General features: G+C 42.7%; 18 protein-coding genes. 7 read left to right on the forward strand and 11 right to left on the reverse strand.

All coding sequences use genetic code 11. The annotated features are described in order from the left end of the window. Positions 1 to 22 precede the first annotated feature (22 nt). From ACFS6H_RS16850 to ACFS6H_RS16860, 3 genes are all read right to left on the reverse strand, one after another. Positions 23 to 379 (reverse strand): hypothetical protein, encoded by a 357-nt coding sequence (locus ACFS6H_RS16850; protein ID WP_386101622.1) that lies wholly within the window; start codon positions 377 to 379, stop codon positions 23 to 25. Between the two features lie 99 nt (positions 380 to 478). Continuing rightward, on the reverse strand, positions 479 to 1,501 hold the full coding sequence (locus ACFS6H_RS16855; RefSeq protein WP_386101625.1) for a zinc-binding alcohol dehydrogenase family protein: 1,023 nt from the start codon (positions 1,499 to 1,501) through the stop codon (positions 479 to 481). Between the two features lie 984 nt (positions 1,502 to 2,485). Continuing rightward, the gene (locus ACFS6H_RS16860; protein WP_386101628.1) at positions 2,486 to 2,878 is read right to left on the reverse strand and encodes a VOC family protein; all 393 of its coding nucleotides are present in this window, start codon (positions 2,876 to 2,878) and stop codon (positions 2,486 to 2,488) included. A gap of 141 nt (positions 2,879 to 3,019) precedes the next feature. On the opposite strand from ACFS6H_RS16860, the gene ACFS6H_RS16865 reads away from it, so the two are divergent. Further along, positions 3,020 to 6,001, forward strand: a complete 2,982-nt coding sequence (locus ACFS6H_RS16865) for a S9 family peptidase (protein ID WP_386101631.1) — start codon at positions 3,020 to 3,022, stop codon at positions 5,999 to 6,001. An 81-nt stretch (positions 6,002 to 6,082) separates the two neighbouring features. On the opposite strand, the gene ACFS6H_RS16870 is transcribed toward ACFS6H_RS16865, so the two are convergent. Then, positions 6,083 to 7,045, reverse strand: a complete 963-nt coding sequence (locus ACFS6H_RS16870) for a bifunctional helix-turn-helix transcriptional regulator/GNAT family N-acetyltransferase (RefSeq protein WP_386101634.1) — start codon at positions 7,043 to 7,045, stop codon at positions 6,083 to 6,085. Between the two features lie 159 nt (positions 7,046 to 7,204). Here ACFS6H_RS16870 and ACFS6H_RS16875 point away from each other — a divergent pair, with 159 nt between their 5' ends. Both ACFS6H_RS16875 and ACFS6H_RS16880 read left to right on the forward strand, forming a co-directional pair. After that, positions 7,205 to 7,675, forward strand: coding sequence for a GbsR/MarR family transcriptional regulator (locus ACFS6H_RS16875; RefSeq protein WP_386101637.1), 471 nt, complete (start codon positions 7,205 to 7,207; stop codon positions 7,673 to 7,675). 137 nt (positions 7,676 to 7,812) lie between these two features. Then, the gene (locus tag ACFS6H_RS16880; RefSeq protein ID WP_386101640.1) at positions 7,813 to 8,466 is read left to right on the forward strand and encodes an outer membrane beta-barrel protein; all 654 of its coding nucleotides are present in this window, start codon (positions 7,813 to 7,815) and stop codon (positions 8,464 to 8,466) included. A 76-nt stretch (positions 8,467 to 8,542) separates the two neighbouring features. Here ACFS6H_RS16880 and ACFS6H_RS16885 read toward each other — a convergent pair whose 3' ends face one another. Next, on the reverse strand, positions 8,543 to 10,018 hold the full coding sequence (locus ACFS6H_RS16885; protein WP_386101643.1) for a SecDF P1 head subdomain-containing protein: 1,476 nt from the start codon (positions 10,016 to 10,018) through the stop codon (positions 8,543 to 8,545). A 56-nt stretch (positions 10,019 to 10,074) separates the two neighbouring features. Beyond that, the gene (locus ACFS6H_RS16890) at positions 10,075 to 11,811 is read right to left on the reverse strand and encodes a DUF4091 domain-containing protein (RefSeq protein ID WP_386101646.1); all 1,737 of its coding nucleotides are present in this window, start codon (positions 11,809 to 11,811) and stop codon (positions 10,075 to 10,077) included. A 191-nt stretch (positions 11,812 to 12,002) separates the two neighbouring features. On the opposite strand from ACFS6H_RS16890, the gene ACFS6H_RS16895 reads away from it, so the two are divergent. The 4 genes from ACFS6H_RS16895 (at position 12,003) to ACFS6H_RS16910 (ending at position 16,037) form a co-directional block, all read left to right on the forward strand. Next, positions 12,003 to 13,583: a Na+/H+ antiporter gene (locus ACFS6H_RS16895; RefSeq protein WP_386101649.1), complete on the forward strand. Its 1,581-nt coding sequence runs from the start codon at positions 12,003 to 12,005 to the stop codon at positions 13,581 to 13,583. A 66-nt stretch (positions 13,584 to 13,649) separates the two neighbouring features. After that, positions 13,650 to 14,324: a response regulator transcription factor gene (locus ACFS6H_RS16900; RefSeq protein WP_386101652.1), complete on the forward strand. Its 675-nt coding sequence runs from the start codon at positions 13,650 to 13,652 to the stop codon at positions 14,322 to 14,324. Further along, complete coding sequence (locus ACFS6H_RS16905; protein ID WP_386101655.1) at positions 14,321 to 15,610, forward strand: sensor histidine kinase; 1,290 nt, start codon at positions 14,321 to 14,323, stop codon at positions 15,608 to 15,610. The genes ACFS6H_RS16900 and ACFS6H_RS16905 overlap by 4 nt, the downstream gene beginning before the upstream one ends. A gap of 10 nt (positions 15,611 to 15,620) precedes the next feature. Next, entirely contained in the window at positions 15,621 to 16,037 is a 417-nt protein-coding gene (locus tag ACFS6H_RS16910; RefSeq protein WP_386101658.1) for an EamA family transporter, read from the forward strand. Between the two features lie 46 nt (positions 16,038 to 16,083). Here ACFS6H_RS16910 and ACFS6H_RS16915 read toward each other — a convergent pair whose 3' ends face one another. The 5 genes from ACFS6H_RS16915 to ACFS6H_RS16935 form a co-directional block, all read right to left on the reverse strand. After that, entirely contained in the window at positions 16,084 to 17,058 is a 975-nt protein-coding gene (locus ACFS6H_RS16915) for an NAD-dependent epimerase/dehydratase family protein (RefSeq protein ID WP_386101661.1), read from the reverse strand. Between the two features lie 65 nt (positions 17,059 to 17,123). Further along, positions 17,124 to 18,749 (reverse strand): ArnT family glycosyltransferase, encoded by a 1,626-nt coding sequence (locus tag ACFS6H_RS16920; RefSeq protein WP_386101664.1) that lies wholly within the window; start codon positions 18,747 to 18,749, stop codon positions 17,124 to 17,126. Next, positions 18,746 to 19,363, reverse strand: a complete 618-nt coding sequence (locus ACFS6H_RS16925) for a lipid-A-disaccharide synthase N-terminal domain-containing protein (protein WP_386101667.1) — start codon at positions 19,361 to 19,363, stop codon at positions 18,746 to 18,748. The genes ACFS6H_RS16920 and ACFS6H_RS16925 overlap by 4 nt, the downstream gene beginning before the upstream one ends. After that, positions 19,360 to 20,088, reverse strand: a complete 729-nt coding sequence (locus ACFS6H_RS16930; RefSeq protein ID WP_386101670.1) for a glycosyltransferase family 2 protein — start codon at positions 20,086 to 20,088, stop codon at positions 19,360 to 19,362. Before ACFS6H_RS16930 ends, ACFS6H_RS16925 begins: the two co-directional genes overlap by 4 nt. Before the next feature lie 127 nt (positions 20,089 to 20,215). Beyond that, entirely contained in the window at positions 20,216 to 20,962 is a 747-nt protein-coding gene (locus ACFS6H_RS16935; RefSeq protein ID WP_386101673.1) for a phosphatase PAP2 family protein, read from the reverse strand. Positions 20,963 to 21,002 lie beyond the last annotated feature (40 nt).

Here is a 21,002-nt window from a genome sequence, read left to right on the forward strand (position 1 = left end):
GGGTTAAAAAATTATCAGGCAATCATATCAGGTATTGCCGGTGAAGTATATACAGGGGAACCGCAGCTGCAGCTGACAGCTGCGTAAAAGAGGTAAAATAGGGTACAAATAAAACCGGTATACCCCGGTCAATAACAGAGCCGCCTTTTTGTAACAGCAGCTTCTGTTTACCGTTGATGCTTTGTTTAACGGTAACATCATTATCATTAATAACAGCGCAGTGCTGCGTTTGATTGGCTTTGTCTTCCGGCGCCACAACAGCAACAGGAATATCCAGTGCCTGTTTAAAAGCCCGCCTGGCCGTACAGGGCAGGCATACCAGTACCATTATCCATATAAGGATACACCGGGTAAATATATCATACAGCCTGCTGTTCATTGTCATAATAGGTAACCGGGCAAATATAAACCCTACCAGCAACAAGACTGCTGTTTACCGATGAAAACAATATATTTTAAGTATTTCTTATCGTTTCACTTAATACCTGATCACCAGCTTACCAATGGTAGTGCCAGATTCTAACTGGCGATGTGCTTCCTGTACATTAGCAACGGTAAAGCCATTTAAAACGGTGTTCACGGTAGACAGTATCTCGCCCTTTTTTAACCATTCCGCTACGGTATTTAAAATATGGTGTTGCGCTATCATATCATCAGTATGGAACATAGCCCGCGTAAACATCAGCTCCCAGTGAAAGCTCACGCTTTTACTCTTTAACTGGCGCAGGTTTACGGGTTGTGTGGGATCACTGATCGATCCGATCTGCCCCTGCGGTTTTATCAGTTGTACAAAAGCCTCCCAATACTGGTTCACATCTACCAGGTCAATAATAAAATCTACCTGCTCAAAGCCAATGGTTTTCATATTTGTCAGCAGGTCTTTATGATCCACTACATGATCAGCACCCATCTTTTTACACCAGTCAACCGAGCTTTCTCTCGATGCCGTAGCTATTACCGTTAAGCCCAGTATCTTTTTAGCTATCTGTATGGCAACAGATCCTACTCCACCCGCGCCACCGATAATTAATATCGATTTCCCTTTATCTCTTTCTGCACTCAACCGCATCCTGTCAAACAACAACTCATAAGCGGTAAGTGCGGTAAGGGGCATGGCAGCCGCAGCTGCAATGGATATGCCTTCGGGTGCAAAACCCACAATCCTTTCATCCACCAGCTGATACTCCTGGTTGGTTCCGTCTTTTGTAATATCTCCGGCATAAAACACCCGGTCGCCCTTTTTAAATAAGGTAACCCCCTCTCCTGTTGCTTCCACTATTCCCACAGCATCCCAACCAATCACTTTAGGTATGTCCTGCACTTTATCTTTTAAACTGTTCTGGCGTATTTTATAATCCACCGGGTTAACGGATACAGCAGCTATTTTCACCAATAGCTCCCTTCCTGCCGGCACCGGTACCGGTTTTTCAAACAGTACAAAACTATCTTCCTCCATTATAGGTAGGGATGTGGTAAACCCGATCGCTTTCATATTATTCATGGTAAATATTATTGTCTTTATTTTTATAAAACTAATAGTAATGATTAACAATAAATAGCAATGTTATCAGCAGGGCGTGTCCCCTGCACCCGCTTCCTACAGCGCCTGCGTCGCAAGCATGATACAAACGGGGCCGGGCTGTTCGCTGCTACTCCGCCACCATTCCTCCCACAGGCCCTCAGCGGGGTATCCGCTGCCATCCCTCACGCAGGCAGGTGTAAAGCAACAGCATCTATGCTGTCCAATAGATACTCCTGCAACATATGGTAAGCATGTATATGGCAACAACAAAAAAATAATAAAGAAGTTGATGCAAAGAAAAATAAAATCCGGGTATGAAGTGTTACCGTTAATATGCTCCCTTGTAAATGATGTTCCGTATGTAAAATGTAAGAGCGCCCCTGATCCACGCTGATAATCAACATGCGACCCCTCCGGGGTCGGAAATCCTTTTGCGGTAATAGCTATAATCTTTGATGCCGCCGGCATCAGTCCACGTTAAACAACTGCCACATTACCCTCGGTGCTCCTCTGTGAAAAACCTCCGTGCAACTCCGTGATAATATCTCTCTTTCTTCTGCACAAAGAGACTGGCATTGAACGCAACCTGCTCTATAATTATGACGTAAGAAATCTGTGAGGCACTGTTAAATTACCCCCTCTGTGTTACGCTGTGAAAAACCTCCGTGCAACTCCGTGATAATATCATTGTAGAAAGAAAGCCAAGTCCTTAACACACGACCCCAGCGGGGTCGCATGTTTATTGCTTCGGGTGTGACAATAGGTTTTATCATACCCTTGTTCCCGGCAACAGCATGTTTATCATTAACACCAACTGCAGGATCAACAATCGTTCTGTATTTCCCTATGATAACCATATGCACCTCCGTGATAATATCTCCCGCACTGCTGCACAAAGAACCGGACGATGAACGGAGCGTCGCAAGGCCTGCTGATCAGGGTTACTGCAGCCGGCAATAAAAACTACTGACCACCCCTCGTTGTTATTTGCTGCAAAGCGATCCGGTTGCCCTCACTGTCCTCAAACTCCGCCACAATAAAACCATATTTTTCATTTACCGTTGCCGGGTATAATATTTTACCGCCCTGTTCCAGTACTTTTTGCAAACACGCCTGCATACCCCCGGTTCTGAAATAAAGGATAACGCCCTCCTTCGACGGCCTGTACACATCACCTTTGGCCAGGGCGCCGGTAATACCGCTCATGGAATCATTAAAAGGGAAGAAAGCCATATCGTAACCGTCCATCACTTCTTCATCAAAACTAAAGCCGAATACGGCCGTATAAAATTTTTTAGCTCTTGCCAGGTCGGTAACCGGTATTTCAAAATATATAACGGGATTAGTAATATGCATAAGGACCGATTCTTTCTTTTGTTTTGCAAATATGAAGCAGATTAGGCAATTGTACATTATTTTTGGTAGCCTGTAAACGGTGGCTCAATCCATATACAATATTATACACGACCTATATTTAACATTCTAAACCAAACCAGCATGATGATAAAAAAAATACTCCCCCTGGTATTCCTGTTAAGTGCGTACGGCACTTATGCCCAGGAGAAAACAAGCCCGGCCAAAGCGCCGGCGCCAATGAACTGGAAGGATATTTCTTCCTGGCGTTCCATCAGTACTTTTAGTGTTAGCCTGTCCAACGACGGAAAATGGGTTGCTTATCCCATCACTACCCGCGAAGGTGACGGCGAACTGGTAGTTAAAAAAGTAAACGATACCACCATCCGGAAATATCCAACCGGTGGCGCTTCCTTTGTTAACTTCTCTTTTTCGGATGATGGCAAATGGCTTGCTTATAAAGAAGCTTCCAAATACAGCGAGATACAGGCAGCCGCCAAAACACCCGGCAAACAGTTATTTGATAAATTAATACTGGTTGACCTGGCAACAGGCAAACAGACCACCATTGAAAGAGCCGGCAGCTTTTCCTTTAATAATAAAAAATCCAGCCACCTGGCCGTATCCATAGTAAAGGAACGCAGCGGCATGCCCAAGCCGGATGATGCAGGCGGTACCGACCTGCTGATCGTTGAACTGGCTACAGGTAAGATACTGAACATAGGTAATACCGGTGAGTTCAGTTTTAACAAGGAAGGTAATTATTTAGCTTATACCATTGATGCGACCAATAAATCGGGCAATGGCTTATATATTAAAGACCTGGCCAGCCAGCAAACCACTGTACTGGATAATGACAAAGCCGTATACAAATCATTAGGCTGGAATGAAGAAGGTACCGCTTTCGCATTGCTTAAGCTGACCAGTGATGAAAAATATAAAACAGAGAAAGGCGTGGTGATGGGTGTAAAAAACATCGGCAAATCACCGGCACTCACCAGCTACGATCCCGCTAAAGATTCATTGAACTTCCCCGCAGGGCAAACCATCAGTAAAAACAGGAGGCCTTACTGGAGTGAGGACCTGTCAAGGCTTTTCTTTGGTATTGCACCGCTGGAGTTAACCAAAAAAGAAGATAAACCCGCTGCAGATTCGGCAAAGAAAACAGTTGATGCTGCACCCAAACTTACCGAAGCGCAGAAGCTGGAAAACCTGAGAAAGGATACGGCCATTAAATCGATCAGTGACCTGAAGAATGCTCTGGCCAAATTAGATACGGCCAAGCCCAAGGCCGCACCGGCTGTAACAAAAAACAATGCCACCAAACCCGATATGATCATCTGGCATTGGCAGGATAAACGTTTACAAAGCCGCCAGCAGGTAATGGAAATGGGCGATAAGAATTTTACTTATAGCGGCATGTATGATGTGGCTACCGGTAAGTTTAAACAGCTGAATGATAGCAGCTCCCGCTCCCTTACCATTTTACCCAAACAAAAATATGCCGTGGTACTGGACGACAGGGATTATGAACTGGATATTAACCTGGATGGTCAGAACTACAGCGACCTTTATGTGGTGGACCTGAAAGACGGCAGCAAAACCTTATTGGAGAAGAAGTTTTATATGCCTTCATTCACCTCCAGGCCTCAGCCTTCACCGGATGGAACCAAGTTTGTGTATGGTAAAGACGGTCATTATTATGTATACGACCTGGTGGCCAAAACCAGCACCAATATAACGGCGGCGGTTCCTGCTTCTTTTGTAAATACCGAAGATGATCATAATGTGGAAAAACCACTGACCCCGGTAGTGGGATGGAGCAGTGACAGCAAAACCATATTGATCCGGGACCTTTGGGATATCTGGCAGTTATCGCTGAACAATAAAACAGCGGCCGTTAACCTCACTAAAAACGGTGCCCTTACCAAAACAAGGTATGCCGGCCGGTACTCACTTGACCCTGATGAAAAAGGAATTGACCTGTCAAAACCTGTATACATCAGTTTATATGGTGAGTGGAATAAAAAATCAGGCATTGGCAGGTTAGAAGGCGGCAAAAACGGCCTGCAACCCGGTATTAAACAACTGGTATGGGAGGATGCAAGGATACACTCACTTTCCAAAGCAAAAAATACCGGTGTGTATATGTATGCCAAAGAAAAGTTTAATGAGCCTACCGAATTTTATACCAGTAATGAACAGCTGACCACAGCGGAAAAAGCAACGGCTAATGCACCGGATAAAAATAAATATACCTGGAGCGCCGGTGTACAGCTGGTAGATTATGTATCGGATAAAGGCGATAGTTTACAGGGTGCATTATTCCTCCCTGCCGGTTATGAGAAAGGAAAGAAATACCCGACCGTGGTGTACTACTATGAAAAAATGTCGCAGTCATTACATGCCTACAGCAACCCCGATTTCCCGGGTGGTGGCTGGAACCCCGGTATGTATACCAGCAATGGTTATGCGGTATTTATGCCGGATATTGTATATAAAATGGACGACCCCGGTATGAGTGCCGTATGGTGCGTATTGCCCGGTGTAAAAGCTGCTATTAAAACCGGTGTAATTGACGAGAACAGGATGGGCTTACAGGGGCATAGCTGGGGTGGTTACCAAACCGCTTTCCTGGTTACCCAGACCAATATGTTCAAAGCCGCCGCTCCCGGCGCAGCCCTCACCAATATGATCAGTATGTATGACTTGATTTACTGGAACAGTGGTGGTGGTAATATGTCCATCTTTGAATCCTCGCAGGGACGTTTTAAAGGAGGACCATGGGAAAACTGGGATTCCTACCAGCGCAACTCTCCTATTTACCATGTAAAAAATGTAACAACACCTATTTTATTATTACATAACGATAAAGATGGTGCGGTTGATTTTACACAGGGTATTGAGTTTTATAATGCCTTACGCCGTTTAAAAAAGCCGGTAGTGATGATCACTTATAAAGGGGAGAACCATGGCATCAATAAACTGGAGAACAGGAAGGACTATGCCGTAAGGATGATGGAGTTTTTTGATCATCATTTAAAAGGCAAGCCCGCGCCTGACTGGCTGAAAGATGGTATTGATAAATTAAAACTGGACGAACACCTGGAAAAAAGAGCGTTCTGATAGCAGGAAGGAATAACAGTAAAAATGGGTTCAGTTTTCTGAACCCATTTTTTATTATAGTTGGTATCATATACTTACAGCTTACGGGTGATTATCCAGGTCCAGTTCCATCTGTATATTGCAACGTTTATAAGGGGTTGACTTACCGGCCACTTTCTGAAAGCCCATTTTGTAATACAGATTGATGGCGGGTTTTAGCACGGTATTACTCTCGAGGTATAATTTGGATGCACCCAGCCTTTTGGCTTCGCTGATGATGGCCTGGCCCAGTAACCAGCCGATACTTTTACCCTGTGCTTCAGGCGACACGGCCATCTTGGCCATTTCATAATCGTAATCAGGATCATCCATTTTTATAAGCGCACAAATGCCCACCGGTTCTCCTTCATATAATGCCACTAATATGCTACCGCCTTTGTTGATGATATACCCTTCCGGGTTGTCCAGCGCTTTATAATCAGCCTCCTCCATTTCAAAATAAGCCGATATCCACGCTTCGTTCAGGGATTTAAAAGCAGTCTTATATTTTGACTCATAAGGAACGATCTGTACAGCTTTGCTTTCCCGCAGTTTTTTTTGTTCCTGTACTCTTTTTAATAAGGATTTCTGGTCCAGCAAAAACTCCCATTCCGCAATTGCTTCCCAAAGGTTATGACTGGCTTCGCGGATAATACCTTCCACCGCTACGGTAATATCGGCGTACTGCATTTGTATTTTTTCGGCCAGGGCCGATCCCTTCTTGGTTAACCCCACCACGTTACGGCGTTTATCACCGGACTGCAGGTTTTGTTTTACCAGTCCATCTTTGATCATTTCCTTTATGATCTTAGTAACCGAAGGCTGTGAGTGGCCTATTGCTTCGGCTATTTCTGTAATGGTCTTTTCACCTTCTTCGGACAAAATAAAAAACACCGGGAAACATTTGGGTGAGAACGTAACGCCATATAATTCATACACTTTGGCCGCATCATCGGTCATTCTTGCAGTGAGCAGCCTCAACCGGCTGCCAATAGCCATCTTACCTGTTTTCTCAAAAAAATTCATACTTATATAATTAATTACATAACTGGTTATGCAAATATATACACGACCCTCACCGCTTCAAAATATTTTAACAAAAAAAGTTAGTTCATTTTTTTGTGAACTAAAAAAACTATCTATCTTTGCATCGTCAAACTGAATTGATACCCATAAACAACCCCCATGTCAAACAAAATACCATTAAGTAAAGTACAGGTACAACTCATCGAAGAGCTGGTGCATGTGCATGTAATGATGGGACTGCAACCAGCCTGGGGAAAGATCCTGGCCTTGTTAACGGTATCGGATGAAACGGAGCTGACCTTTGAACAGATCATGGAAACGCTTGATATCAGCAAGAGCGGTGTTAGCCAAGCCTTGAAACAACTGGAGCTGACCAAACGCATTGCCTATAGAACAAAAATGAACGATAGAAAACGTTATTTCCACCTGCGTATTGAAGACTGGAGAGAGCAGGTAGCGGAGATGTTCAGTGTTTTAGGGAAAAGTGTGGCTACTACCAACAAGATATTGAAGATACGTCCTGCTGCTACAAAAGCTTTTAACAGGGACCTGGCAGATATGAATAACTTTTTATCCTCCCTGCATAAAATGACCATACCAGCGTTAAAAACAACGCCGGAAAAAAAATAATTTTTTTTGTATTAATAGTTCACTAAATACTAAACAAACTAATAAAAACAACACTAAATGAATTTAATAGATAATATGCCTCCGGGAATATTATTGATTACTAATAAAAAACACAATCAACATTTAAAATTTACATTATGAAACAATTATTCGTTGCAGCCTTAGCACTCATCAGCTTTACTACTGTTAACCAGGCCCAGGCCCAGAAGGGACTTTCCCTTTCCGTTAAAGGTGCACCCCAATTGAGCTGGATGCACAATGAAGATGACAATGACGACAATTCGCTGGATATGAAACCCATGCCCAGTGCCTCCTTTGGTGTGGGTATCGGTTATGGCTTTACCAAAAACCTGGGTATACAGTTAGATGGTCTATACGCCATACAGGGCCGTAAGTTTGAAACCAATAATAATGATCTTTACCAGCAGGTACACTATATTAAAGTAGCCCCTATGTTCACCTATACCTCCCCTTCTATCGGTATTGTTTCCTTTACCGGTAAAATAGGTCCCCAGGTAAGTTTTCTTACCAGCTCCAAACTGACCGACGATGATGGTGATAAAGTGATGGGGAATATGAATAGCCTGTACGAAAAAGTAACCTTTGGTGGCGTAAGTAATCTTGGTGCACAGTTTCAATTAACTAAAAAACTGTTTTTAACCAGCGGTGTGCGTTTTGATATGGACTTTACCAATGCCGAGAATGAAGATCATATTAGCTACCCTTCAAACAGGGCAACAACATTGAACAGCAGCCTGGGCTTAGAGTTAGGTGTTAAGTTTCAGTTATAAGTATTTACTATTCTGTTCTGTAAAAGTGTAGCCTATAGGGGCTACACTTTTATATTTAACAGCCACCGGACAGGTTTTATTTTTTCGTTTTTAACGAATCGGCAATGGTCCTTGCCTCTTCCAGGGAAAAGCCGCCTTCAATATTTATAGGGTTACTCATAACAGCTGATACGATCACCGGCATGGCTATTACTTTTTTGTTTACTACTATGGCAATGGGCTTACCTGTATTGGCAGCAGCCAGTTGTTTCAATTTATGAGCCCCCGTTTTCGTAAATGTAATTTGCACTACCGGCTCTCCCCTCTCACTCACCTGCACACTGGTTTTACTGATATCGGTTTTTGTCAAAAAAGGCTTTGGCGCCAGTACCGGTAAAACGTCAGCTGATTTTTCTGTTTCCACAATAGTGTAAAAACCATCTCCCCTTTTAACGGCAAAAGGAACAACAGTACCCGTTGTATTGTCTTTCTCCGGCGTCAAAGCCTCCATATCCGGTACTACATCAGGTATGGTAACCAGTGTTTCACTGCCTGCATCACGCTTTGTGTCCTCTGTAAATCCGTTGTATTTATAAACAGGCAGGTCTCCTTCGCAGGCAGAATAAAAAATGCTGCCGGCAGCTATTTCCTTATCCAGGGGATCGGTCGTTGTTTTTACCGGGGCCAGTTTGCTGTACTTATGCAGGTACCGGTCGTCGTTGTATTGATTGTTCCGGTAGTAGTCTTCATTATCCTTGGCCCAGGCACTCACATACAGGTTTTTATTTTTATCGTAGGTATAAGCCGGCGGATCAGCCTGGTAGAATATTTTATAATGCCGGTTGGCAAAAATTTCTTTTTGCCGGGCAGTCTGCATGAGGGCATATTCCGCTTTCATGGCCAGTATCTCCTGCCATTGTTTTTGTTCATCCTCATCCATTACCTGTTTTACAATACCCCGGTCGCCAAAGTTTTCGGATAATTTTAAAACCTGCTCATCTCCGGACTTTTCCACTATTGCGACAAAAGGCTCGTAATACCTTTGTGGTTCATTGTAAATAAGGATAAAATCGTTCCAGCCTTTTTCTATATCAAAAACCGAGGATCTTGTCCCGGCCTCTTTTTCTTCCCATTCATTTTCGCTTACATGCGACAAAGTAATTTGTGCCGGTACATTCTCCGATTCATACACATAAGGAGCACTGAAACAATTGGCAAGATCATTAAACACTCTTTTAGCCTTGTCCCGGTTAAACCGTACATAGGTCTTTCCTTGTTCAAAGCCCAGGAAATTCATTCTTGTTTTTTCGCCTATACTTTTATTTTGGGCAGCATATAACTCAAACAGTTCGGGCCTGTCAGGATAAAAATGCAGCAACTCTTTTTCAAACCTATATTTACCGGGAACCATGGTGGCATAACCGTATAACATAAAACTACCATCTTCAAAAAGGCAAATACCATCATTATTGCCATAACGGCCACTTAATTGTTTATACCTTTCTTTGTCTGTTTGTGTCATACCCTTACTTGCCAGCAGCATTATACATGCAGCTAAAAAAAATGTTTTCATTGTTAGGGCAAAGATAAAGCCGGTGCCGCTAATAATATCGTTAAAGAAAATAGCTGTTATTCCTCCAGCAACTTTTTAACGTCTGCCAGCATTGCCGTGGCAGTAATCGTTTTTAGTTTACGGATATCAAATACGGCCAATGCGGCATTCAGCTTTTTTAAACGGGCCATATCACCATTCTTTGTATACAATTCACGCAGTAAACGGATTTTTTCAAAATCCTGGATGCCTTCAATTAATTTTTCGAAACGTATGGAGGTGCGTGGACCAGGATATACCTGGTAGGTGTCGCCTGCGGGCCAGGTTCTGAAACGGGAATCAGTTAATGGCGAAGCCACCCAGCTATTATATGCCCAGCGCAGGTAACCGGTAAACCCTTTGGCCGCAGCATACCAGCCTAACCATACATGTTCATCCGGTGGTGAAAAAGTAAAGCCGTTGGGATAGTTTTCCGTACAACAGGTATAATACGTACTGGGCTTTTTATTGGTAATGCGCTCCTGCAGCACTTCTTTTGGAAACTCCAGACTGGACGCAACACAATAATCATAAATATCCTTTTCAATTTCAGGATGATAATTACCTGCCAACGTAATTTTCCATTCAGGGTCTGCCGCTTTTAATAAATCAATCACCACCTGCATATCTTTCATCGGTCTTTCATCCATGGCAATAGTCGTAATACCAAACCAGCCTTTCTTTTTCAGGTGCAGGGCAAAACTTTGCAACATCGGTATCCAGTGATTATAATAGGCCGCAGAGCCGATAGCCGCTTTTAACACGGTGTCCCTGCCTGTTTTTTCATCATAGTAACCAAAGGAAAGGCTCCAGGGCACCATACTATAACAGTTGATCTGCCTGGTTATACCGCAACTCATCACAAAACTCACATACTCATCAAACAATGTATAGTCATAACTCCAGGAACCATCCGCATGTTTGATCCATTTTATCAGCGATGGAAAATCATCATAAGTCTGGTGCCCCCATGGCTCATTCATAATACTGGTGGTAATACACTTTTGACCGGCCTTTGCCAGCATTTCATAATAAGGACGCATGTATGCATAATGCTCCTTACTCCATAAAGGCACATTATGCACCCTGGCAACGGCGGCAGGGTGTTGCCAGAGATCAAGATGATAACTCCAATCCGATGCCGGCGGCAGGGTTTTGTCAACCACTTTAACCGAGTAAGACAGGCGGTAATTTTTATCCGCCTTTATCATTATATAGCCATTGTATTTTCCGGGTTTAGCAGTAGCCGGTACCCGGATACTTATCCAGACAGGTTGTACCGTATTAGCGGCTACGGGTATCACTTTTATCCGGTCAATAGCATCCGCTACAATGGAGGAATCAAAATCCTGTGGTTTCCGGTGACCGCAACCCTGGCCAAATTCATCCGTCTTCACATAACGTACAAAACCTGCTTCTATATTGTCCCCCGCAATAATATCCTTGTTTGCAGAGATTAATGTGGACACAGTAACAGAAAGTTCCGCAAGCGGCTTATTGGTCCATAACAGCACCTGTGTATGTACTTTCTCCCCCTTCCAGGCAGTACCCTGCCATGCAGGCTTTACACCTACTGGTATTTTATCTTTTTCATACCGCACACTGCTGCTGCCGAAACCGGTCATCACCAGCTGTCTCATCAGCTTCCAGTTTTCAACCGGCCCCTTGGAAGATATATAAGGATCGGGGTAATAGGTATCACGATAACCCTTATCCTGCGCATAAACGCCTGTTACCAGCAAGAGTGAACTGACTAAAAACGCCAGGCTTTTCATATATTCTTTTTCTTTTTAAAAAACAAGATACAGCTTAAAAAGCCTGTAAAACACTAAATTTCACGATGAGTTTTTATCAATCGTTTGTGTTCCCCGGGCATACAATAAAGCTCATTTTTTAGCCGGCAAACAAATTTCAACTACAAACACTTATTTTTATCTGGTATTAAACACCGACTAAACACTTATTCATGCATAGCCTGTTACCTTTTTTCCTCGCTATGATAGCAGCTATTGTGCTGTTACAAATGTGGGCCACCAAATTAAAGATCGCTTATCCTATATTACTGGTAGTAGCGGGACTGCTTATCAGTTTTATTCCCGGCCTGCCCCGTATACATATTGACCCCGACATGATCTTTTTTCTGTTCCTGCCACCCCTGCTCTTTGAAGCGGCCTGGTCTATTTCTTTCAAGGAAATGAAAAAGTGGTGGCGGATCATCGGCAGCTTTGCTTTCCTGGTGGTTTTATTTACGGCATTATCCGTTGCCATTGTTACCAATTATTTTATCCCTGGTTTTGGCCTTGCACTCGGTTTTCTTTTAGGGGGTATTGTATCGCCACCCGATGCGGTGAGCACAGGAGCCATCACCAAATTTGTCAAGATCCCCAGGTCTACATCCACTATCCTGGAAGGCGAAAGCCTGCTGAATGATGCGTCTTCCCTTATTATTTTCCGTTTTGCCCTGGTAACCGTGAGCACCGGGCAATTTATCTGGCAGGAAGCTACCCTGAGCTTTTTGTGGATGGTTATCGGCGGCATTGGTATAGGTTTAATACTGGCATGGATATTTGTGCAGGCACATAAACGGCTGCCTACCGATGCGCCTTCTGATATTGCCCTCACCCTTATTGAACCCTATTTTATGTATTGGGCTGCAGAACAGTTACACAGCTCGGGTGTATTGGCCGTAGTAAGCGGGGGACTGTATATGTCTAACCGGCGCTTATTCTTTTTAAACAGCTCCAGCCGTATCAAAGGTTATAGTGTGTGGGAAAGTTTTGTATTTATACTCAATGGTATTGTATTTCTGATCATCGGCCTTGACCTCCCGGAGATCGTTGAGGGCCTGCACGCAAAAGGCATTCCTTTAAGCACGGCCATTGGCTATGGGGTACTGGTAACAGCGGTACTGATCATTGCCCGGATCATCAGCTCTTATGCAGCCCTGGTGGCCACGCTTATTTTCCGGCGCTCGGTAGTGCCGCATGCCTCTTCTCTCAAAAGACGTTTACAGATGCCGCTTTTACTGGGCTGGACGGGCATGCGCGGTGTAGTATCCCTCGCAGCGGCTTTATCCATCCCCGTAACCCTTGATGACGGCACCCATTTCCCCTACCGCAACCTTATTTTATTTATCACTTTCGTGGTGATCTTACTTACCTTAGTGGTACAGGGCCTTACCCTGCCCTATATTATTAAACGCAGTGGTTTGTTTGATGCTTTCAAAGAAAGTGGTCATGCCGAGGCAAAACAACAGTTGAAGCGTGATCTCCGCCAACATATTTACCAGTTCCTGAAAACAAAATATGATAACAGTCCGCATGACCATGCCGGCATGCAAAAAATGCTGCAACACTGGGAGGAAAAATCGAAAGCGGCCGATGATGACTGGATGAAAGGGAAAACCAAAGAGATATTCCTGGAAATGCTGGAAAGCCAGCGGGCCTATCTTGCAGAGCTGAATAAAAACCCGGCCATTGATGAGGAACTGATACGCACACAATTATACCAGCTGGACCTGGAAGAGGAAAGGGTAAAAATGTTGTAACCCACTGACACCGGGATAAGGGCATTCAAAATTTCTTCAAAATTCAAATGGTATCTTTACGGTGAGATGAAAATTTTAATTATTGAGGACGAGAAAGAATTAGCTAAGAACATTGCCGAGTACCTGGCAGGGGAACATTATTTATGCGAGTTTGCCAATACCTATCAAAAAGCCCTGGAAAAAATTTCCGTTCATCAATATGATTGTATCCTGCTCGATATTATGCTCCCGGACGGCAGCGGTATGAAGATCCTGGAAGCGCTGAAAAAAGAAGGGAAACAAGACGGTGTCATTATTGTATCGGCCAAGGATTCCCTGGACGATAAGATAGCCGGGTTACAAATAGGCGCTGATGATTACCTCACCAAACCTTTTCATCTTTCTGAACTATCGGCACGTATTTATTCTGTCATTCGCCGAAAACAATTTGCCAATGCCAATATTATACAACAGGATGAATTACAGATAGACCTGCTGGCCAAAACGGTAACTGTAAACAAACAACAGGTAATACTTACCAAAAAAGAGCTCGATCTGCTTCTCTTTTTTATGGGCAATAAAAATAAGGTCATTTCAAAGAGCACTTTAGCGGAACACTTGTCAGGAGATTTTGCCGACATGTTGGACAATCATGATTTTGTGTACGCACATATTAAAAATCTTAAACGAAAATTAACCGATGCCGGTTGTGATAATTTTTTAAAAACCGTATACGGAACAGGGTATAAATGGGAAGGATGAAAAAATTACTGAATAAAACGCTGACCGCGTTTACCATTTACGCACTGGTTGTACTGGCGGCCAGTGTTCCCGTTTATTTCTACCTGGTAGACTCTATCTGGCTTTCTGAACTGGACGAACACAATGAGATCCTGGCCAATAAGATCAGGAGAGGTTTAGACCAGTTACAGTTAACCGACGACGAGTTACACCAAAGTATTGCCTTATGGAATAAAACACAACCGGGATCCAGGCTGGAGCAAAGCGAAAGACCATTGGATTCTCCGGATAGTACTTACACCATCATGCATCGCAACACCTACCCCGGTCATGATGAGGTAGACCGTTTCAGGGGATTACAAAAAATCATTGCTGTCAATGGAAAAACCTACCAGTTGAATATAGAGACCAATGTGGAAGAAACGGAAGAGACGGCTGCCGCCCTTGCCATTCTCACCTTCGTCTTTTTCCTGATACTGGTCATTGGGTTTTTGTTATTAAATAAACGGCTGTCGGTAAAACTATGGAAGCCATTTCAAAGTACACTTGCCAAATTAAAAACATTCAATCTCAACGCTCAGTCAAATATTACTTTTGAGAAAACAGATACACTGGAATTTGAAGAGTTAAACCAGGTATTAAACAAACTCATAGAACATAATATTGCCACTTATAAAAGCCAAAAAGAGTTTACGGAAAACGCCTCTCATGAATTACAAACACCCCTGGCAATTATAAAAGGCAAACTGGATATTTTATTACAGCAGGAAGTATTGTCAACCCGGCAGTACGAGATCATAGAAGATATTCATAAAGCCCTGGTACGCAGCACCCGTATTAACAAAAATCTTTTATTGCTCGCTAAAATTGAAAACAAACAATTCCCGGAGAATATCACCATTAACAGCAGCGAAGTGTGTGAGCAATGTATCACAGCCCTGCAGGAACATATGGACAATAAACAGATCAGGCTGGAAGCAGCCATCAGTTCCCCTGTAAATATTAACTGTAACCCTGCGCTGCTGGAAACACTCATCAATAACCTGCTTATTAATGCCATCCGTCATACCGCTATGGCCGGAACGATCCGGTTCAGTTTAACAGCCTCGGGGCTTACTATTTCCAATTCCGGAACAAAAGCCTTACCGTCCGATGCTTTATTTAAAAGGTTTCATAAACATTCGGAGGACAATAGCGGAAGTGGTCTGGGGCTGGCTATTGTAAAAGAGATCTGTCATCTTCATCAATGGGAGCTTGTCTACCAATTCAGGGACAACATGCATCAATTTTCCATTATTTTTAAATGATAAACATTCTATGTGGTGGGTATACGCTTTTTTCTCTGCTTTATTTGCTGCACTCACAGCTGTTTTTGCCAAAGTTGGTATCAGTAATATAAACACTAACCTTGCTACAGGAATAAGGACCATTGTTATTATGGTAATGATCTGGATGATCATTCTTTCCACCGGTGAAACGAAAGGCATCAGCACTTTGTCCAGGCAAAATATTTTCTTCCTGGTTATATCGGGCATTGCAACCGGCCTGTCCTGGTTATTTTATTTTAAGGCATTACAACTGGGTAATGTATCCCATGTAGCACTTATTGACAAACTTAGTGTGGTACTGGTAATTATTTTATCCGTTTTATTTTTAGGCGAAACTGTTAATCTGAAAACGGTTCTGGGGGCGGGTTTAATTGTTGCCGGAGCACTGGTTTTAGTATGGAAATAAACGCCACAGCTAATATTTTCACAAGCCGTAAAATCACTATGAGCTCTTACCTGCTTTCAAAATATTGCTTATACCACTCTATTTGCGCTTTTATTCCTTCTTCCAGTCTTGTCAGCGGCTCATACTGTAATAAACTCCTGGCTTTATCAATAAGGGCTCTGGTAAACAACTGATCTCCGTTCCTGGGAGGAATTTTATGGATCGTAATTTTTTTATTTAATAATTTCTCCACCACATCAATCCCTTCCTGTGTGGTGGTTTCATAAGGAGAACCGATATTAATCACTTCATTATTGACAAGTTCTTCTTTACCTATCACGCTGATCAATCCATTGATAATATCGCCCACATAAGTGAAGCTACGGCTGTGTTTTTCGCTGTTCTCGTATAATGGGAAAGCGGTATTGTTAAAACCCGACCTTATCAGCAAACTATATAATTTTTCGGGTCTTTCCCTGGGGCCATACACTGAAAACAGCCGTAGTGAACAGGCTTTAATACTATTTTTCCGGCTATAACTTAATACCAATTGCTCCGCGGTCAATTTTGATACCCCATAGTACGAAACGGGCTGGGGCACTTTGTTTTCATCAAAAGAAGCATTAAATCCATACACGGAGGAGGTGGAAATATTCACCAACAGTTTCAGTCCTTTATTTTTCTCAGAAAAATCAAGCAGGTTTTTGGTAGCCACTACATTATTGGAAAAATAGTCTTCGAAAGTAGATGTTGCCGAAATACCTGACTGTGCCGCCAGGTGAAAAATATAATCAAAATCGGCAGGAAGTGTTTGTAATGCTTCAGCATTACGCAGATCTATCTTTTCAATAGTACCTCTATTGTTTACAAAATCAGCCACATTTAATTGCTTCAGTACCGGGTCGTAATAATCAGAAAAGTTATCTATCCCTGTCACTTCATGTCCCAGTGTTGATAATTTATCTGCCAGGTGCGACCCTATAAAGCCGGCCGCGCCTGTTACCAGTATTTTCAGTGGTCCTTGTTTGTCAACGCTATCCATACTAAAATGTATTAAAATATAGTTTATTCATTTGTTATTACGTCCTGCAGGCAGTACAGAAAACGCTATCTGTCAGTAACCAGGTAAAAATCCACGTACAACCTGGAGGTACCGCTTGCCAAACCACTTTTGCCGCTCGTTAAATCGATGTACCCTTGTTTTTGAATATGGTAACCGGCAAATTTTTGTTTAAATAAAGCGGTATCAGCTGCTGCCACCAATATTCCCATCGGGCCCGCCGGTTTACCCGCCTGCGTAAGTGTTGGTATAACGGTACCATAATCCCATACTATTTCCGGGGAAATATCATTGAAAGCATAAAGAGGGGTATCAGTACCGGCCAACCTATTTTTTACCTGCTGCGTATTCGCATAATCAGGGTTGTAAAGAAAACTTTGGGCCAACGGGAAAGCGCCTGCTATTACCATAACCTGTAAGGCTACCGTAGCGTAAAAAAGCATTTTAAAGTTATTTTTGAACAAGGCTCTTATCAGCAGGCAACCACAAATAAATAAACCGGTTGAAGCTATTATCAGCCATATCATTAACCCGCTTCTTACATTTTTAACCACGAAATATTGTGCCACCGGGAAAAGAACAGCTATTCCGCCTAATAAACCAAAAGCGAAAACAGGGATCCATTTTTCCTTACGTGTCAGTGTTGTAAAGTTCGACCATAAGTACTCCACGTAAAAACCGGTATTCATGGCCAGGGGAATTAATACCGGCAACAGGTACCTGGTCTTTTTTTCCGGAATAATACTCAAAAGCAGTAAGGAAACCAGTGTCCAGACCAGTGTAAACTGGTAGGCCTTCAAGTCCTTTACCCTTTTTTTCATATAAGGATAGAGTAATGCCACAAAGGCAGGAATGGTCCAGATACCGGTCTGTGTAAAAAAGTTCCAGTAATAGTAAAATGGCCTGATATTATAGCCCGACCAGCGCGACACTTCCCTACCGGCCACACTGTTGAAAGTAATGGGGTCCATATATCGTACGTATACCCACCAGCTTCCGCCAATAACCAGCATCAGCAGCACGATCAGCAGCACCGGGAACAGGTATTGTTTCCATTGCTTAAAAGAGAATTTATAAATAAATGCATAGGCTATTAAAAATGGAAGCAGTAGTGTATATACGGACACGGGGCCTTTACTTAAAACCGAGCAACCGATAAACACCCCTGCCAGTAATGCCTGGGTATATAAATGTCCCTGGCCTTTTATCAACCGCCATAGAAAAAATATACCTGCCATCATAAAACTATGGCAATACATATCCCACTGGTTATCCCTGCCGGCAAAAAAGATATAAAAAGAAGTGATAAGGATCAAACTGTTGTGAAAACTTTGCCGTTTAGATAAGCCTGTTTTTTGAGATAACCAATACACCGAACCTACCAGTAACAAAGTGATCAGCGTTACAGGAAGACGCATTGCCACCAGGGAGTCAAAGCCGAACAGCAAACCCGAAAATGCTGTGAGCCAGGTAGGCAGCGGGGGTTTCTCATATCTTGGCAAACCATTTAATGTTGTCATGATCCAATGACCATCAACACCCATCTCCCTGGCAGTAATAAAATTACGGGCCTCCATAATATTCACAGGCAGCACCTGTAAATGTGGTAATAATAATAAAATACTTATTAATACCAATACATGACCGTAACCAAACTTTTGTGTTGTTTTCATTTTTTTAAAGCTATCATAATACTCCGGGCATAAATAACAATTCCCACTATATGACCAATAAACAAAACGGGATCTTTTCGGATAACAGCATAGACCAATATCAGTAATGAGCCGCAAAAGCTGATGATCCAGAAGCCCAGTGGCAAACTGGATTGTTTTCGTCTTTCAGAATAGATCCACTGGTACACGAACCGCAGCGTAAATAATAACTGCGAAAAAATGCCCAATAGTAATAACCATAGCGGGATGTGCTGGTTCCTGAGTAAATTATCGAGGTCATAAATATTGTTGTTATAACCATATATCATCACAATGACAGGAAAGAAAACAATAAAATAACGCAGGATAACATGAAACTTTTTCCATTCCTGCTGAAGCTGCAGGTTTCTTATGTAAATATAATAGGTGATCACCTGTCCCAGCATAATAGCAAAATCGTCCCTGCAGTAACCGTATACAAAAAGCAGGAAAGAGGCCAATAAGCTAAGTTCCCAGAAAAGCGTAGGGGTCAGTATTTTTTTGTTTTTTTCCGATATGATCCACTGTAAGATCAGCCTGCTGGAAAACAGTATTTGTGCCAGGAAGCCCATACTATATATCATCCAATCTTTCATCCTCTTTCCCCAATCTTATAATTGATATATTTTTTTTTCATCCACAGGTAAGCAAAACAATCCTGCAATGGCCCTAATAACCTGTTCCATAAGTTAAATTTGGATTTGCCAGCTATCCTGGGAAAGTGTTTTACAGGCACTTGTTTTATTTTTCCTTTTTGCAGCAGGATCATGGCCGGTAAAAACCGGTGTAAGCCGTTAAACATCGGTATCTTTTTTGCCATGTCGGTACGTATCAGCTTCATCGGACATCCTGTATCGTCCATACCATCATGGGTAAACATCCGTCTTATCCCGTTGGCAATCTTTGACGACATATTTTTCACAAAGGAATCCTTCCTGCCGGTACGGACACCGGTTATAAGGTCGTAGTCACCGGTATATTCAAAAAGGGTAATAAAATCATCGGGAGTGGTTTGCAGATCGGCATCTATATAACCCACCCAGGGTGTATCTGCCGCATCGAAGCCAGCTTTGATCGCAGCACTTAGGCCATAATTCTGATCAAATGAGAGGTATTGAAAGCGGTCGGTACCGGTACATATCCGCTGTATAATGGAGAGGCTGTTATCAGCAGAGCCATCGTTTACAAATAATACTTTTGCTTTTTTAGGAAACTTTTGAAAAAAGCTGGTGATTTCCTCTTTTACCCGTTCCAGGTTACCTTCTTCATTGTAAACCGGGATAATAATGGTTAACTCAAAGCCGTTTGTCTCTTCTTCCATCTGGTTGTATTATACTGATAATTAAGTTTATAACATTGATATTGAACCTTAGCGGCAGGATACCTGCCGATCCGGAGTGTAATTTCGCTGATAGTAGTTATATAACAAAGCATTTGTAAAACATGTTTCACCGAAAATTTCTTACAAAGCTAAGGCCTACCGCTTTGTTTTGATAAAAAGGCATCACCATTGTTGATGATTGTTCTTTTTTCCGCTTGAATAAACTGTTTATTTTGGGATAAAGCCAATAAGCCAGTTCAGTAGATAAAATACCAATACCGGCCCCGGCCGCCACATCCCCTACCCAATGTTTATCATTCAAAGTCCGGTATACGCCGGTAAATACGGCAAAGGAATACCCCGACAACCCCAGCCAAAAGTGATCGTCCTTGTACTCCTTAAACATAAAATGGGCCGTAGAAAAGGCGGTAGCCGTATGTCCTGAGGGGAAGGATTGTCTGTTAGAACCATCGGGCCGCTCTTCCTTTACCAGCCTTTTTAAAGGAACAACAAAACCCGCAGATATCAATTGCGATGTAGCATAAATAAAAGAACGGTCTGCAAAACCGTGTTTACCCTTAATACCAATACCATTTAACCCGTATACCAGCAAGGCCGGCATGTATTGTGTGTAATTGTCCAGTTTAATATGATCCGGCTTGTGCTCGTCAATTTCATTTTTGGTGGAAAAATTCAACTGTTTAATATCCTTAAAACCCAAACTGGCCACACCATAACCGATAAATGCAGCCGGTACCAATAGTTTTTTATACCCCAACCTGTTTTTTTGCACATTGATCAAAGTGCTGTCAGCCCAGGTATCATTTTTCGTTACGGTAATACTATCCTGCGCCATTACGGCGGTATATGTCATTAAAAGCAATACTCCACTCAATGTGAAATTCCTGCACCTG

The sequence above is a fragment of the Terrimonas rubra genome (assembly GCF_042686025.1).
Classification (GTDB): Bacteria; Bacteroidota; Bacteroidia; order Chitinophagales; family Chitinophagaceae; genus Terrimonas; species Terrimonas rubra.

What these genes read in the sequence shown, in the direction of transcription:
- ACFS6H_RS16850 (WP_386101622.1), bottom strand. Translation starts at nt 379, where the DNA reads ATGAACAGCAGGCTGTATGATATATTTACCCGGTGTATCCTTATATGG.
- ACFS6H_RS16855 (WP_386101625.1), bottom strand. Translation starts at nt 1,501, where the DNA reads ATGAATAATATGAAAGCGATCGGGTTTACCACATCCCTACCTATAATG.
- ACFS6H_RS16860 (WP_386101628.1), bottom strand. Translation starts at nt 2,878, where the DNA reads ATGCATATTACTAATCCCGTTATATATTTTGAAATACCGGTTACCGAC.
- ACFS6H_RS16865 (WP_386101631.1), top strand. Translation starts at nt 3,020, where the DNA reads ATGATGATAAAAAAAATACTCCCCCTGGTATTCCTGTTAAGTGCGTAC.
- ACFS6H_RS16870 (WP_386101634.1), bottom strand. Translation starts at nt 7,045, where the DNA reads ATGAATTTTTTTGAGAAAACAGGTAAGATGGCTATTGGCAGCCGGTTG.
- ACFS6H_RS16875 (WP_386101637.1), top strand. Translation starts at nt 7,205, where the DNA reads ATGTCAAACAAAATACCATTAAGTAAAGTACAGGTACAACTCATCGAA.
- ACFS6H_RS16880 (WP_386101640.1), top strand. Translation starts at nt 7,813, where the DNA reads ATGAAACAATTATTCGTTGCAGCCTTAGCACTCATCAGCTTTACTACT.
- ACFS6H_RS16885 (WP_386101643.1), bottom strand. Translation starts at nt 10,018, where the DNA reads ATGAAAACATTTTTTTTAGCTGCATGTATAATGCTGCTGGCAAGTAAG.
- ACFS6H_RS16890 (WP_386101646.1), bottom strand. Translation starts at nt 11,811, where the DNA reads ATGAAAAGCCTGGCGTTTTTAGTCAGTTCACTCTTGCTGGTAACAGGC.
- ACFS6H_RS16895 (WP_386101649.1), top strand. Translation starts at nt 12,003, where the DNA reads ATGCATAGCCTGTTACCTTTTTTCCTCGCTATGATAGCAGCTATTGTG.
- ACFS6H_RS16900 (WP_386101652.1), top strand. Translation starts at nt 13,650, where the DNA reads ATGAAAATTTTAATTATTGAGGACGAGAAAGAATTAGCTAAGAACATT.
- ACFS6H_RS16905 (WP_386101655.1), top strand. Translation starts at nt 14,321, where the DNA reads ATGAAAAAATTACTGAATAAAACGCTGACCGCGTTTACCATTTACGCA.
- ACFS6H_RS16910 (WP_386101658.1), top strand. Translation starts at nt 15,621, where the DNA reads ATGTGGTGGGTATACGCTTTTTTCTCTGCTTTATTTGCTGCACTCACA.
- ACFS6H_RS16915 (WP_386101661.1), bottom strand. Translation starts at nt 17,058, where the DNA reads ATGGATAGCGTTGACAAACAAGGACCACTGAAAATACTGGTAACAGGC.
- ACFS6H_RS16920 (WP_386101664.1), bottom strand. Translation starts at nt 18,749, where the DNA reads ATGAAAACAACACAAAAGTTTGGTTACGGTCATGTATTGGTATTAATA.
- ACFS6H_RS16925 (WP_386101667.1), bottom strand. Translation starts at nt 19,363, where the DNA reads ATGAAAGATTGGATGATATATAGTATGGGCTTCCTGGCACAAATACTG.
- ACFS6H_RS16930 (WP_386101670.1), bottom strand. Translation starts at nt 20,088, where the DNA reads ATGGAAGAAGAGACAAACGGCTTTGAGTTAACCATTATTATCCCGGTT.
- ACFS6H_RS16935 (WP_386101673.1), bottom strand. Translation starts at nt 20,962, where the DNA reads ATGACATATACCGCCGTAATGGCGCAGGATAGTATTACCGTAACGAAA.